Below are 13511 nucleotides of genomic sequence, written 5' to 3'. Positions count from 1 at the left end.
GGGCGAATTCAGTAATTGAAGGTCTTCACCAGCACCAGATCACCGATGGTGCGCATGGGCACCACGAAGGTCTCGCGCTTCTCGTTGACGGTATTTTCGTTGAACACCAGGTTGATCTCGGCGGTGATCACGTCCTGCTCGTTGCTACCGGCCTGGAAGTTGTAACCCTGACTGTTCAGGTTGCCCCAGTAATTGACATAGACCAGGTAAGTGCCATGCAGCGGAGCCGCCATGGTGAACATTTCCGGACCGGGACCGTCGACGCCGTCCGGGTCGAGGCCGCCGCCGTTGCTCAGGCGCGGATTGGCCCAGAAGGCATGTTGGCCATCCGGGGTGACGATATGCAGATCGAGTTCGGCCTTGGGATCGTTCCAGCCCAGCACCAAGCGGATACGCGGCGGTATCCGGCTGTTGTTGGCCTCGTAGAACTGGATGCGCTTGAGGGACTTGCCCTCGGCGCTGGCGACTTCGACGCTGTTGCTGCCGGCGCCGAAGTTGTACGGACGGACGAACTTGCCTTCAGCATCGGTATAAAGCGGCAGGGGATTGCCATTGACGACCAGGCGCTGGGCGCGGTCCACGCCGGCCACTTCGCGCAGGTGGCCTTCGATCAGGCTGCGGCCACGGACCCCGCCACGATCGATGGGCGGGGTGGGATAGGCCACGCGGGGAATGCTGGGATCATCGTTGAGCCCCGAGTAACGCCAGCCAGCGCTGGGACTGGTGAGCTCCGCACCCGGTTCGGCAGCCACCGTCGCAGCCAGGAAACTGGCTGACAGATAGAGTGCGGCACGAATAATCCGGCGCGTGGGCTGCATGAACATTCCTTGATCCTGCAATGCGGGGGAGCCAAATGTAACCGGTCTTGTCGGTACGCGGAACGGCCTTCGCTCAGCGTTGGGATACAGGACGATCTTTCAGAAATATCCTACAAACCCGGTAGCCATTAACTCACCCTTATTGGAAGCAGATCGCCCCGATCAGGTCACATCCAGCCGCCCCATTGCAGGACGAAAATGCCGACGTTGGTCGTCACTGCCGCCACCAGCGTGGTGATGACGATGATCGATGCCGCCAGCTCGTGGTTGCCGTTGGCGGCGCGGGCCATCACATAGCTGGCCGCCGCCGTGGGGCTGGCGAAATAGAGGAAGAGGATGCCCAACTCGGCGCCGCGAAAACCCAGCATCCAGGCCGCGGAGGTACAGACCAGGGGCAACCACACCATCTTCATCAGGCTCGCGCTGAGGGCCAGGCCGCCGCTTTCCCTCAGCGAAGCCAGGGACAGCGTTCCCCCGATGCACACCAGCGCCAGCGGCAGGGTCATCTGGGCAAAGTAGTCGGCGGAGGTCAGCAGCCAGGCGGGCAGGCCGATGGCGAACCAGGAGAAAGGCAGCGCGGCCAGCACGCTGATGATCAGTGGGTTGCTGATGACATTCCTGGCGATGCTCAGCGGATCGGATTTCATGCTCGGGCTGTAGATCGCCAACACCACCGACGAGAGCGTGTTGTAGCAAAGGATCACCAGGGCGGCGAGCACCGAGCCCAGGGCCAGGCCATGGTCGCCATAGAGGCTGGTGGCCAGCGCCAGGCCGATGATGCCGTTGTTGCCGCGGAACGAGCCCTGCACGTAGACGCCGCGCTCCTCGCGCGGGACCCGCCACGCCGCCCAGCCCCAGGCCAGCAGGAAGCCCGCCAGGGTCGCCACGCAGAAGAACAGGAGGACCTCAGGACGTGCCGCGCTGTGCAGGTCGGAATGGTAGATGCCGAGGAATAGCATCGCCGGCATGGTGGCGTTGAACACCAGGGCCGACGCGGTCTTGATGAACTCCGGGTTGATCGCCCCGACGCGGCGCAGCAGCACTCCCAGAAACAGCATGGCGAAGACCGGTGCGGTGATGCTGAGGGTCTGGAGCAGGAGTGCGAGCATGGGAGGACGACATCAGGGCGGCGAAGCGCGAAATCATAGCAAGCTATGTACCCTCCGCCGAGGACGGATCAGGCCTCCGCGTCGGCCGTTTCGCTCCTGACCGGTGCCGGCAATTCCAGCGGTTTCGGCGCCTCGCCATCCGCCAGGCGGGTCAGCTTGCCGTCGACGGTGGCGCCATTTTCCATGCTCAGCTGGCGATACTGGATGTTGCCGATGACCCGCGCATTGGAGTGCAGTTCCAGCAGGTGCTCGACATACAGGTCGCCGATGATGGTGCCGTCGATCAGCGCGTCGTAGCTGCTCACGTTGCCCTCGATGCGCCCTTCCGCACTGAGTGCCAGCAGGCTCGCAGCGCCGGGCTTGTGGTTGACGTTGCCCTTCACGGTGCCAAGAATCTTCAGGCCGTCCTCGAACTGCACGTCACCGACCAGGGCGACGTTGCCCGACAGTAGGCTGGAGAACTTGTCCACCGATACCTGTGGGCCCTTTTTCTTGCTGTTGCTGAACATGACTTCTCCTCCGACGGCCTATTTCCCGGGTTTCTGCTGGCGATAGAACGCCTGCTCCGTCTTCAATTGCTTGATCTGGGCGGACATCGCGTCGATGCGGCGCATCAACTGATCGCGGTTCGCCTTCTCCTCGTTCACCTGCAGCCGCTCGCGTTCCAGGGCCTCGGTCAATTCCTGGTTGCGCGCTTCCAGTTCGGCGATGCGCTGCTGCGCCTGGTGTTGGTCGCCCTGGCGCATCCAGTACCAGCCCGCGAAGCCGCTCGCCAGGATCGCGACCAGCAGCGCGCCCCACACCAACCCGGCGTAACCACGAGGCACATGCGGGCGATGCTCGGCGTGCAGCAGTTGGCGCGTGTCGAGTCGTCTAGTCCGAAGCCATGCCATCGCTGTCTATTTCCATCCCGCCCAGCGAAAGGAAGTTCTGCGGATCGACGAACTCCCCCTTGAGCAACACTTCGAAATGCAGGTGCGCCCCGGTGGAGCGCCCCGTGGAGCCGACGGCGGCGATCTTCTGCTCGGGCAATACGACGTCGCCGACCTTCACGAAGATTTTCGAGGCATGGGCATACCGCGTGACCAGCCCATTGCCGTGGTCGATCTCGACCAGGTTGCCGTACGACGTATGCGGGCCGGCTGTGATGACCCGACCGCCCGCCGCCGCATGGATCGGCGTGCCGACCGGTGCGGAAAAATCCTGACCGGAGTGGAACGCCAGGCGGCGATTGAACGGATCGACACGATTGCCGAACGGCGAACCCAGCCGTGCCTGTTCCAGCGGACGGCGCGCGGGGATTGCCATGAAATCGGCATTGCGCCGGGCGACCTGATCCATCAGTTGATCGAAGACGCGGCGCAAACAGACGATGGATTGCTCGCTCTGCAGCAGGTCGCGGGCCGGCGTGCCGCTGCATCCGCGCGGCGGCAGCAGTATCCCGCCCTCTCCATCGGAGTGTGCGGGCCTGGCCTTGGGAATCAGCGCGGGATCGACCTGGCTGACCTTGCGGGTAATCTCCTGCTGGCTGTCCACCGCCTTGAGCAGATATTCCGCGTCCTTTTCCAGGACCTGCAGGCGGCCGGCCAGCTCTCCTACGCGCTCTGCGGTGAAGCGCTCCTCCGAGTCATCGGCAGCGGTGGCATCGGCTTGTGCCTCCGGCGGCTGCACGGCGGGAGCAGTCTGCCAGCGACCGATCCACACACCGCCGGCGAACGCCAGAGCGGCCAGCAGCAGCGACACGCAGACGGCAGCGAGCACGAGTCGACGGGGGTCGACCAGGCGCAGGTCCGAGCGAGTCAGTGCTTGCCGTGACGGTGAAAGGGACTTCATAGCAGTACCGTTGATCTGTAGCGAAACCGGCCGCTAGCCCGGCCGGGGTGCACAGGGTACCTGCTATTGAAATTTTCGCAGCGGCTAAACACTGAAAAATGTAAATAAATAAGAAGAAATCATCCTGTATGAGAATGCTTTCAGATGATTCCCACTAACGACATCACATTTAACCAGTGAATCAAACTGCCACTACGCCGGCAAAACGGCTTCGATCTCCTGCAAATGATGCTCTTCCAGACGCAACTGGCGCGGGTGGAAGCGTTTCAGGCTGGTGCGGTGGCCGATGCTGACGAGGGTGGTGTCGGGCAGTTGCTCCAGCAGCACCTGATAGAGCGCGGCCTCATCGGTCTCGTCCAGCGCGGAGGTTGCCTCATCGAGGAACAGCCACTGCGGTGCATAGAGCAGCGCGCGGGCAATGGCCAGCCGCTGCTGTTCGCCCGGCGAGAGAACCCGTTGCCAGTGATCGGCCTCGTCCAGGCGCGGTACCAGCGAATCCAGGCGACATAGCTGCAACACGTGCTTCAGGCGCTCAGCATCGTGGCTGTTGCCTGGGTCGGGATAGCAGAGCGCTTCCGCCAGGGTACCGATGGGCAGGTAGGGCTTCTGCGGGACGAACAGGCTGCGCGCCTGGGGCATCTGCACCACGCCGCTACCGTAGCGCCACAGGCCGCTCATGGCGCGCAACAGCGTGCTCTTGCCACTGCCGGACGGGCCGCCGATCAGCACGTGTTCGCCAGCGTTCACCGTCAGGCTGGTGGCCGCCAGCAGCTCACGACCATTCCCCAGGCTGAGGGCAAGGTCCTGCAGGTGCAGGCTGTCGCCGCTCTTGCGCACGTCGATGTTGGCCGACTCCTGGGAGGTCTCGGCCATGGCCGCGCGGAAGCTCAGCAGACGATCACAGGTGGCGCGCCAGCTGGCGAGTTCGGCGTAGGCGTCGATGAACCAGCTCATCGCCGACTGTACGTTGCCGAATGCCGAGTTGATCTGCATGAGTTCGCCCAGTTGGATCTGCCCGGCAAAGTAGCGAGGCGCAGCGACGATGAAGGGAAAGACCGTGGCGATCTGACCGTATCCCGCGGAAAAGAAGGTCAAGCGCTTCTGCACTTTCATCAGTTCCCAGAAATTGCCCCAGACATTGCGGAAGCGCGCCATCAGCCTGTCGTTTTCGTTCGCCTCGCCGTTGTACAGCGCGATGCTCTCGGCGTTCTCGCGCACCCGCACCAGGCCGAAACGCAGGTCCGCCTCGTAACGCTGCTGGCGGTTATTCAAACCGATCAGGCGGCGGGCGATCAGGTGGGTCAGCCAACTGCCGACCAAGGCGTAGACCAGAGCAGCCCAGAACATGTAGCCGGGGATAGTGACGCCAAATATCTCGATGCTGCCGGAAACGCCCCAGAGAATCACCGAAAAGGACACCAGGCTGACCACGTTGCTCAACAGGCCAAGGCTCAGGCCGAGGGTCGTGGTGGTAAAACTCTTCAGGTCGTCGGTCAGGCGTTGGTCAGGGTTATCGGTATGGCCGCCCTGCTCCATGCGGAAGTAGTTCTTGTGTTGCAGCCATGCGCCGAAGTGCCGTTCGGTCAGCCAGCGACGCCAGCGGATTGTCAGCATCTGAGTCAGATAAAGCCGGTACACGGCCGTCAGGATGAACACCGCGGCGATGCCGCTGAACATCAGCATTAGATGGACGAAGCTCTTCAGGTCCTTGTTCTGCAGGGCGTTGTAAAAGTCCCGGTACCAGCTGTTGAGCCAAACGTTCAGGGCAACACCCACCAGCGACAGGGCGATCACCACGATCAGCAGCAGCCAGGCCATGCCCTTTTCTTCGCTGCGCCAGTAGGGCGCGGTGAGTTGCCAGACTCGGTGGAAGAAGCGGCTGCGAACGGCATCGTTCGCGGCCCGGTATTCGGCGCTGTCGGTCATGGGGGCTGCTCGCACGGCTGTACATATAAAAAAGGAGCGCTCATTGGCGCTCCTTTGTGTTATCGATCGCTTAACGCCTCACCGGGCGCTTCTGCAGCTTACGTTGCAATGTGCGCCGGTGCATGCCCAGCGCTCGAGCGGTCGCGGAGATGTTGCCGTCATGTTCGGCAAGCACGCGCTGGATATGTTCCCACTGCAGGCGATCCACCGACATGGGGTTTTCCGGCACCAGGGTATCCAGGTTGGCATGCTGTGACAGCAGCGCCGTCAGCACGTCGTCGGCATCGGCGGGTTTGCACAGGTAGTTGGTGGCGCCACGCTTGATGGCCTCCACCGCGGTGGCGATGCTGGAGTAGCCGGTGAGGATCACCACGCGCATCTCGGCATCGAGTTCGAGCAGCTTGGGCAGCAGCACCAGGCCGGAGTCGCCGTCCATCTTCAGGTCGAGTACGGCGTAATCGGGCAGATCTTCCTTGGCCATGGCCAGGCCTTCCTCGGCGGAGCCGGCGACCGACACCCGCAACCCGCGACGGGTCATGGCGCGGGCCATGACGCGGGTAAAGGTGGCGTCATCGTCCACCAGCAGCAGGTGGGGCTGCTCTTCGCCTTCGAACAGGATCTCTTCGCTCATGGTACTTCCTCGCAGCGCGGCAATCAGGCCACGCCATAGCTTCTGGGCAGACGCAACTCGGTCAGAGTGCCGCCATCTTCATGGTTATACAACTTCACCGTGCCACCCGCGCGGGTCACGCTGGCCTGGCTGAGGAACAGCCCGAGGCCAAAACCCTTGCCCTTGGTGGTAAAGAACGGTTTGCCGAGCTGCTCGGCAATCGCCAGCGGTACACCCGCGCCCTGGTCGCGGATGCTCAGGCAGATTTCCCCGGCATCCCAGTCCAGACGGATATCCAGGTCGTCCGGACAAGCGTCGGTCGCATTGTTCAGCAGGTTGAGCAACGCCTGGCTCAGGTCAGTCGGCGGGATCATCCGCGGCGGCTTGCCCTTGCCCAGCGTCTGGTAGCGATAGCTCGCCTCCGGACGCATCAGGTGCCAGCGGCGCAGGACGGACTCGACCCACTCGCTGGCCCCCTGCTCTTCCACCGCCTGGCGACGATCCGCCTCGGCGGCGCGCACCAGGTGCTGCAGAGTGTCCTTGCACAGCTTCACCTGCTCCTGCAGCAGGGCGAGATCTTCCTGCAACATGGGCTGGTCCGCATTGGTCTGGCGCAATTCTTTGAGCAGTACGCTCATGGTCGCCAGCGGCGTACCCAGCTCGTGGGCGGCGCCGGCGGCCTGGGTGGCCACGGCCAGCAGTTGCTGGTCACGCATGCCTTCCTCGCGGCGCTGGGCCTGGAGCTGTTCCTGGCGGCGCAACGACTCGGACATGCGGGCGACGAAGAAGGTGATCAGCGCGGCGGCCAGTGCGAAGCTCAGCCACATGCCGTAGATCAGCAGGTTGTCGCGCTGCCCGGCGGCCATCTCCAGCGGGTGGAACCACACCAGCAGCACCGTGTAGCTGGCCAGCGCGAGGCCGGCCAGGGCGATGGTGTAGAGCCATGGCAAGGTCGCCGCGGCGATGGTCAACGGCACCAGGTAATAGGAGACGAAGGGATTGCTCGATCCGCCGGAGTAATACAGCAGCACGCTATGGATGATCAGGTCGCAGGCGAGCTGCACGGCGTATTCCAGCTCGGTCACCGGCCAGGGGCCGCGCAGGCGCAGGGCCGTGCCGAGGCAGAGCACGAGGGAGACACCGAGGGTTACGCCGAGCGCGAGCCAGGGCAGCTGGATCAGCTGCGCCTTGTAGGCGAGCCCGACCGAACCTGCCTGGGCGGCTAGAACGAGGATACGGATGAGCGTCAGATGCAGTAGGTTCTGACGACTGGCGGAAAGCTGGAAAACCGGTGGGCGCATGGTGAATTCCGGAATTTGCGCGAGTATAGCCAAGTGCCCCCTCCAACTTATGCGGCATAGCGCCACAGCATACTCCAGCGATCCCCCTGCTGGCCGCTTCGGGCCGAAACAATTAGTGACACCCGTCATTGACCCGGATCGGAACGAATCCTCGTCAAAGGGTCTGACAGTCCTCGCCACTGCCTCTACTAAGCTGTGGCCGGGACATACTTTCCGGAGCAAGGAGTCATCCATGTCTGTACTGAAGAAACCCTTCACCGCCATCGCCGCCGCCATCGCCCTGTGCGCCACCAGCCTGGGTGCGCTGGCAGACGAGCCTCGCTACAACCAGGTCTCGCTGCGCGCCGAAGTCAGCCAGGAGGTCGCCCACGATCTGATGCACGTGACCCTGTTCACCGAAGGGCAAGCCACCGACCCGGCCAAGCTCGCCGGCGAGACCACCACCACGCTGAATGCCGCCGTCGAGCAGGCACGCAAGGTCAAGGGCATCACCGTCAGCCTGGGCAGCCGCAACAGCTACCCGGTGTATGACGACAAAGGCCAGAAGATCACCGCCTGGCGCGAACGCGCGCAAGTGCGTCTGGAAAGCACCGACTTCGCCGCGCTCTCCCAGCTCACCGCCGACCTGCTGGGCAAGCTGAAGATGGGCAGCATGGACTTCAGCATCGCCGACGCCACCCGCGCGAAGAACGAGGATGCAATGATGAAAGGCGCCGTGGACGCCTTCAAGGCACGCGCCCAGGTCCTCACCGATGCCCTCGGCGGCAAGGGTTACAAGCTGGTCAGCCTGAACCTGAATACCTCCGGCGCGCCGCGCCCGATGCCGGTGATGCGCATGGCGGCGATGAAGGCCGATAGCTACGGCGGCGCCCCGGCGCAGGAGATCGAGGCCGGCACCAGCCAGGTCACCGTCAGCGCCGACGGTACCATCGAGGTGCAGATGCCGTAACACTCGCGGCCACGTCCAGCGCGGCGCCCTGGGGAATCGGGGCGCCGCTGCGCGACCGCCCGGTTCCCATTGTCGAAATTGCGACATTCACTTGCACCCGCGTCACAACTTCTACACTCATCCCGGTCAGCAGCTTGCGCCCGGCATGTGCCGTGCATAGCTTCACGCAACGCAGCCCACAAGGCTGTTCCTCGATGACAACCAGAATAACCAGAGGTCCGTATGCGTAAGAACGCCGTCATCCGCTCCATGATTGCCGCTGGGCTGATCGCCAGCGCCCCGCTCGCCCACGCCGCCAACAACCTGGTCTACTGCTCCGAAGGCAGCCCCGCGGGCTTCGACCCCGGCCAGTACACCACCGGCACCGACTTCGATGCCTCGGCGGAAACCGTGTTCAACCGCCTCACCCAGTTCGAGCGCGGCGGCACCCAGGTCATCCCGGGCCTGGCGGAAAAGTGGGACGTTTCCGATGACGGCAAGACCTATACCTTCCATCTGCGTTCCGGCGTGAAGTTCCACACCACCGACTACTTCAAGCCCACCCGCGAATTCAACGCCGACGACGTGCTGTTCACCTTCAACCGCATGCTCGACAAGAACCATCCGTTCCGTAAGGCGTACCAGACCGAATTCCCCTACTTCACCGACATGGGCATGGACGCGAACATCGCCAAGGTGGAGAAGGTCGACGACAAGACCGTCAAGTTCACCCTCAACGAAGTCGACGCCGCGTTCATCCAGAACCTGGCCATGAGCTTCGCCTCGATCCAGTCCGCCGAGTACGCCGACCAGTTGCTCAAGCAGGGCAAGGCCAGCGACATCAACCAGAAGCCCATCGGCACCGGTCCGTTCGTTTTCAATCGCTACCAGAAGGACGCGATGATCCGCTTCAAGGCCAACCCGGACTACTGGAACAAGGGCGAGGTGAAGATCGACAACCTGATCTTCGCCATCAACACCGACGCCTCGGTGCGCATGCAGAAGCTCAAGGCCAACGAGTGCCAGATCACCCTCTTCCCGCGCCCGGCCGACCTGGAAGCGCTGAAGAAAGACCCGAACCTGAACATGCCGTCGCAGCCGGGCTTCAACCTCGGCTACATCGCGTACAACGTCCTGCACAAGCCGTTCGACAAGCTCGAAGTGCGCGAGGCGCTGGACATGGCGGTGAACAAGAAGGCGATCATCGACGCCGTCTACCAGGGCGCCGGCCAGCTCGCCGTGAATGGCATGCCGCCGACCCAGTGGTCCTACGACGACACCATCAAGGACGCCGGCTACAACCCGGAGAAAGCCAAGGAACTGCTGAAGAAGGCCGGCGTCGCCGAAGGCACCGAGATCACCCTGTGGGCCATGCCGGTGCAGCGCCCGTATAACCCCAACGCCAAGCTGATGGCCGAGATGCTGCAGTCCGACTGGGCCAAGGTCGGCATCAAGGCGAAGATCGTCACCTATGAGTGGGGCGAGTACATCAAGCGCGCCAAGGGCGGCGAGCACGATGCCATGCTGATCGGCTGGAGCGGCGACAACGGTGACCCGGACAACTGGCTGGGCACCCTCTACGGCTGCGACGCCGTGGACGGCAACAACTTCTCCAAATGGTGCGACCCGGCGTACGACAAGCTGATCAAGGATGCCAAGCGCACCCCGGACCAGGCCAAGCGTACCGAGCTGTACAAGCAGGCCCAGCACATCCTCAAGGAGCAGGTGCCGATCACGCCGATCGCCCACTCCACCGTGTACCAACCGATGCGTAAATCGGTGCAGGACTTCAAGATCAGTCCATTCGCGCTGAACTCCTTCTACGGCGTCAGCGTAGGCAAGTAAGGCCAGAGGCCGCCGCTCACACCGGCGGCCTTTTTTCTTTTCGAGTCCAGTCCGTGCCCAAGACCCTCGCCCGCTATTGCCTGCTCGGCCTGCTCGGCTGCGCGCCGGCGTTCGGCCAATCCCTGGTGGTCTGTACCGAGGCCAGCCCGGAAGGCTTCGACATCACCCAGTACACCGCCGCCACCACCGCCGACGCCTCCGCCGAGACGGTGTTCGAGCGCCTGGTCCAGTTCGCCGCCGGCAGCACCCGCGTGGTGCCCGCCCTGGCCGAAAGCTGGGAGATCAGCGACGACGGCCTGCAGTACACCTTCACCCTGCGCCAGGGTGTGAAATTCCACAGCACCGACTACTTCACCCCGACCCGCGAATTCAACGCCGATGACGTGCTCTGGAGCTTCCAGCGCCAGCTCGACCCGCAGCATCCGTGGAACAAGCTCGCGCCCCGCGGCTTTCCCTATGCCGAAGCGATGGGCCTGCCCAGCCTGATCAGCGCGGTGGAAAAACTCGACGACCACCATGTGCGCTTCACCCTGAAACATCCCGAGGCGCCCTTCCTCGCCGACCTGGCGATGGGCTTCGCCTCCCTCTATTCCGCCGAGTACGGCGACCTGCTGCTGGCCGCCGGCAAGGCCGAGCAACTGAACAACCTGCCCATCGGCACCGGGCCCTTTGTCTTCCAGCGCTACCAGAAGGACGCCCAGGTCCGATTCATCGCCAATCCGGACTACTGGGGCGGCAAGCCGAAGATCGAGCGCCTGCTGTTGGCGATCACCCCGGATCCGAACGTGCGCATTCAGAAGGTCAAGGCCGGCGACTGCCAGATCGCCGTCTACCCAAAGCCCACCGACGTGCCCGCTCTACGCCAGGATCCGAAGCTGAAGATCGAGGAACTGGACTCCCTGCTGGTCGCGTATGTCGGCATCAATACGCGCCACAAGCCACTGGACGACGTGCGCGTGCGCCAGGCGATCAACCTCGCCTTCGACCGCAACGCCTACCTGCGCGCCCAGTTCGGCGAAGGTGCCGCAACCCTGGCCGTGGCGCCGTACCCGCCGACGCTGTGGGGTTCCGATCCGCAGCTCAAGATCTGGCCCCATGATCCGGCGCGGGCGAAACAACTGCTGGAGGAAGCCGGCATCAAACCCGGCCTCAAGCTGTCGATCTGGACGCGGCCGGGCGGCGGGCCGACCAATCCCAACCCCGGCATCGGCGCGCAGATGCTGCAGAACGACCTAGGGCAGATCGGCATCCAGGCAGACATCCGCGTGTTCGAATGGGGCGAGCTGATCAAGCGCGCCAAGCAGGGCGAGCACGACCTGATCTTCATGGGCTGGGCCGGCGACAATGGCGATCCGGACAACTTCCTCACGCCGAACCTGTCCTGCGCCGCCGCCAAGAGCGGCGAGAACCAGGCCGGCTGGTGCAATGCGGAGTTCGACGAACTGCTGCGCCAGGCCCGCGCCATCACCGACCAGGACACCCGCGCCGGGCTGTACCGCCAGGCGCTGGCGATCTACCAGCGCGAGGCGCCGTGGATCGCCCTGGCCTATCCGAAACAGTTCGCGGTGGTGCGTCCCGGGGTGAGTGGATTCACCCTGAGCCCGCTGGGTTCGAACAACTTTTCGCGCGTTGAAGTCAAGCCCTGAGATTCATCTGGAGGAGCCAATGAGTTCTCGCCTGCGCGCTTGCCATCACCCCAATCCTCTCCCCCTGGTAAAGGGTGGCATCTCGTAGGAGCGGACTCCGTCCGCGATGTCTCCCAGCCGCTGATGAGCATCGCGGACGAAGTCCGCTCCTACAAAAAGCGCTCAGGCGTTCAGGCCGAACGGATCGTCCACCGAATGGCTCGGCTGGGTGAACCAGCGCGGCCCACCTGCCGTCATGTAGAAGTGATCCTCCAGACGGATGCCGAACTCCCCCGGCACGCAGATCATCGGCTCGTTGCTGAAGCACATGCCGACGTCCAGCGGCGTGCTGTCACCGCGCACCAGATACGGACCTTCGTGGATATCCAGGCCGATACCGTGACCGGTGCGATGCGGCAGCCCCGGCAACGCATAGTTCGGACCGAGACCACCGGCCTCCAGGCAACGCCGTGCAGCGGCGTCCACCTGCTCGCAGGCGGCGCCGGGCATCGCGGCATCAAACGCGGCCTGCTGCGCCGCCTTCTCCAGGTTCCACAGCTCACGCTGGCGCGCGCTCGGCGTGCCGAACACATAGCTGCGGGTGATATCCGAGTTGTAGCCGTACAACTGGCAACCCGTGTCGATCAGCACCATGTCGCCTTCGCGCAGCGGGCGCGGCTGGCGCACGCCATGGGGGAAGGCGCTGTCCTCGCCAAACAGCACGATGCAGAAGGTCGAACCCGGCGCACCGACCTGACGATGCGCCGCCTCGATGAAGCGAACCACCTCGGTGGTGGTGATGCCTTCGCGCAGGATGCTCGCGGCGGCCTTGTGAACTTCCAGCGTCATGTCCTTCGCCCGCTGCATCAGCGCCAGCTCTGCCGATGACTTGCTGCGCCGGCACTGTTCGATCAGGGCGCCGGCATCCACCAGCTGGAACCTGCCCGCCGCCTGGCGCAGACGCTCCGCCATCCCGAACGGCAGGCTGTGGGAAAGGCCGACCCGTGCGCCGCCGCCGACCTCGATTTCCGACAGCATCTCGACCAGCAGGGTGAACGGGCTTTCATGCTCGGCCCACACGCAGATACTGCCGGGCAGCACCTGCAAGTCACGTACCGTGCCTTCCTCGAACGCCGGAGCGATGTAGCGCACGTCGCCGCGCGCGGGCACCAGCGCGCCGACCATCCGTTCGCTCGGACTCCACTTCAGGCCGGTGAAATACAACAGCGAGCTGCCGGCATCGACGAACACCGCCGCGATTTCCCGGGCCTGCATCAGGCGCTGAAGCTGCGCGATCCGCTGCTGGTACTCCTCAAGTGCGATAGGGCGTGCGCCGGCCGTCATGACCTGCAACTTCGCCAGCGCCTGATCGGGGCTTGCGCCCCCTACACCCAGTGTCATGCGACTCTCCCTGAGGCAATGGAAAACAGCCCGAAATTTAAGCAGCACTAAAATTATCGGTCAAAGACTTTTCTTCACCGCCCCCGTTTCCAGCCGATTCTCCGCGCCATCGTGG

At 63.8% G+C, this 13511-nt stretch carries 12 protein-coding genes; 3 read left to right on the top strand and 9 right to left on the bottom strand.

Annotated features, from left to right (window positions below):
- Nucleotides 1-8: 8 nt before the first annotated feature.
- The 8 genes from JVX91_RS10675 to JVX91_RS10640 all read right to left on the bottom strand — a co-directional run bounded on the left by JVX91_RS10675 (nt 9) and on the right by JVX91_RS10640 (nt 7597).
- Nucleotides 9-818 (bottom strand): DUF2135 domain-containing protein, encoded by an 810-nt coding sequence (locus JVX91_RS10675; RefSeq protein ID WP_205339196.1) that lies wholly within the window; start codon nt 816-818, stop codon nt 9-11.
- Between the two features lie 167 nt (nt 819-985).
- Nucleotides 986-1927, bottom strand: a complete 942-nt coding sequence (locus JVX91_RS10670) for an AEC family transporter (RefSeq protein WP_205339195.1) — start codon at nt 1925-1927, stop codon at nt 986-988.
- 68 nt (nt 1928-1995) lie between these two features.
- Complete coding sequence (locus JVX91_RS10665) at nt 1996-2436, bottom strand: polymer-forming cytoskeletal protein (RefSeq protein WP_205339194.1); 441 nt, start codon at nt 2434-2436, stop codon at nt 1996-1998.
- Nucleotides 2437-2454: 18 nt separating this feature from the next.
- Nucleotides 2455-2820 (bottom strand): hypothetical protein, encoded by a 366-nt coding sequence (locus JVX91_RS29005; protein ID WP_240201723.1) that lies wholly within the window; start codon nt 2818-2820, stop codon nt 2455-2457.
- Nucleotides 2801-3760: a M23 family metallopeptidase gene (locus JVX91_RS10655; RefSeq protein WP_205339193.1), complete on the bottom strand. Its 960-nt coding sequence runs from the start codon at nt 3758-3760 to the stop codon at nt 2801-2803. Before JVX91_RS10655 ends, JVX91_RS29005 begins: the two co-directional genes overlap by 20 nt.
- Before the next feature lie 192 nt (nt 3761-3952).
- Nucleotides 3953-5686 (bottom strand): ABC transporter ATP-binding protein/permease, encoded by a 1734-nt coding sequence (locus JVX91_RS10650; protein ID WP_205339192.1) that lies wholly within the window; start codon nt 5684-5686, stop codon nt 3953-3955.
- A gap of 70 nt (nt 5687-5756) precedes the next feature.
- Nucleotides 5757-6317, bottom strand: coding sequence for a response regulator transcription factor (locus tag JVX91_RS10645; RefSeq protein ID WP_205339191.1), 561 nt, complete (start codon nt 6315-6317; stop codon nt 5757-5759).
- Between the two features lie 23 nt (nt 6318-6340).
- Complete coding sequence (locus JVX91_RS10640) at nt 6341-7597, bottom strand: ATP-binding protein (protein WP_205339190.1); 1257 nt, start codon at nt 7595-7597, stop codon at nt 6341-6343.
- Nucleotides 7598-7829: 232 nt separating this feature from the next.
- Here JVX91_RS10640 and JVX91_RS10635 point away from each other — a divergent pair, with 232 nt between their 5' ends.
- The 3 genes from JVX91_RS10635 (at nt 7830) to JVX91_RS10625 (ending at nt 12016) form a co-directional block, all read left to right on the top strand.
- A complete protein-coding gene (locus JVX91_RS10635; RefSeq protein WP_205339189.1) occupies nt 7830-8546 on the top strand; it encodes an SIMPL domain-containing protein in 717 nt (238 codons plus the stop codon).
- A gap of 222 nt (nt 8547-8768) precedes the next feature.
- Nucleotides 8769-10370, top strand: coding sequence for an ABC transporter substrate-binding protein (locus tag JVX91_RS10630; RefSeq protein WP_205339188.1), 1602 nt, complete (start codon nt 8769-8771; stop codon nt 10368-10370).
- An 80-nt stretch (nt 10371-10450) separates the two neighbouring features.
- Nucleotides 10451-12016: an ABC transporter substrate-binding protein gene (locus JVX91_RS10625; RefSeq protein WP_240201767.1), complete on the top strand. Its 1566-nt coding sequence runs from the start codon at nt 10451-10453 to the stop codon at nt 12014-12016.
- Between the two features lie 162 nt (nt 12017-12178).
- Here JVX91_RS10625 and JVX91_RS10620 read toward each other — a convergent pair whose 3' ends face one another.
- Nucleotides 12179-13396: a Xaa-Pro peptidase family protein gene (locus tag JVX91_RS10620; protein ID WP_205339186.1), complete on the bottom strand. Its 1218-nt coding sequence runs from the start codon at nt 13394-13396 to the stop codon at nt 12179-12181.
- Nucleotides 13397-13511 lie beyond the last annotated feature (115 nt).

This window comes from Pseudomonas sp. PDNC002, assembly GCF_016919445.1.
In the GTDB taxonomy this organism is placed as follows: domain Bacteria; phylum Pseudomonadota; class Gammaproteobacteria; order Pseudomonadales; family Pseudomonadaceae; genus Pseudomonas.
Note: the sequence above shows the minus strand (reverse complement) of the source record. Positions and strands in the feature narration are given on the sequence as shown.

Excerpts from the sequence above, each read along its gene's own strand:
- JVX91_RS10635 (WP_205339189.1), top strand. The coding sequence starts at position 7,830 with ATGTCTGTACTGAAGAAACCCTTCACCGCCATCGCCGCCGCCATCGCC.
- JVX91_RS10650 (WP_205339192.1), bottom strand. The coding sequence starts at position 5,686 with ATGACCGACAGCGCCGAATACCGGGCCGCGAACGATGCCGTTCGCAGC.
- JVX91_RS10655 (WP_205339193.1), bottom strand. The coding sequence starts at position 3,760 with ATGAAGTCCCTTTCACCGTCACGGCAAGCACTGACTCGCTCGGACCTG.
- JVX91_RS10620 (WP_205339186.1), bottom strand. The coding sequence starts at position 13,396 with ATGACACTGGGTGTAGGGGGCGCAAGCCCCGATCAGGCGCTGGCGAAG.
- JVX91_RS10665 (WP_205339194.1), bottom strand. The coding sequence starts at position 2,436 with ATGTTCAGCAACAGCAAGAAAAAGGGCCCACAGGTATCGGTGGACAAG.
- JVX91_RS10670 (WP_205339195.1), bottom strand. The coding sequence starts at position 1,927 with ATGCTCGCACTCCTGCTCCAGACCCTCAGCATCACCGCACCGGTCTTC.
- JVX91_RS10640 (WP_205339190.1), bottom strand. The coding sequence starts at position 7,597 with ATGCGCCCACCGGTTTTCCAGCTTTCCGCCAGTCGTCAGAACCTACTG.
- JVX91_RS10630 (WP_205339188.1), top strand. The coding sequence starts at position 8,769 with ATGCGTAAGAACGCCGTCATCCGCTCCATGATTGCCGCTGGGCTGATC.
- JVX91_RS10645 (WP_205339191.1), bottom strand. The coding sequence starts at position 6,317 with ATGAGCGAAGAGATCCTGTTCGAAGGCGAAGAGCAGCCCCACCTGCTG.
- JVX91_RS10675 (WP_205339196.1), bottom strand. The coding sequence starts at position 818 with ATGCAGCCCACGCGCCGGATTATTCGTGCCGCACTCTATCTGTCAGCC.
- JVX91_RS29005 (WP_240201723.1), bottom strand. The coding sequence starts at position 2,820 with ATGGCATGGCTTCGGACTAGACGACTCGACACGCGCCAACTGCTGCAC.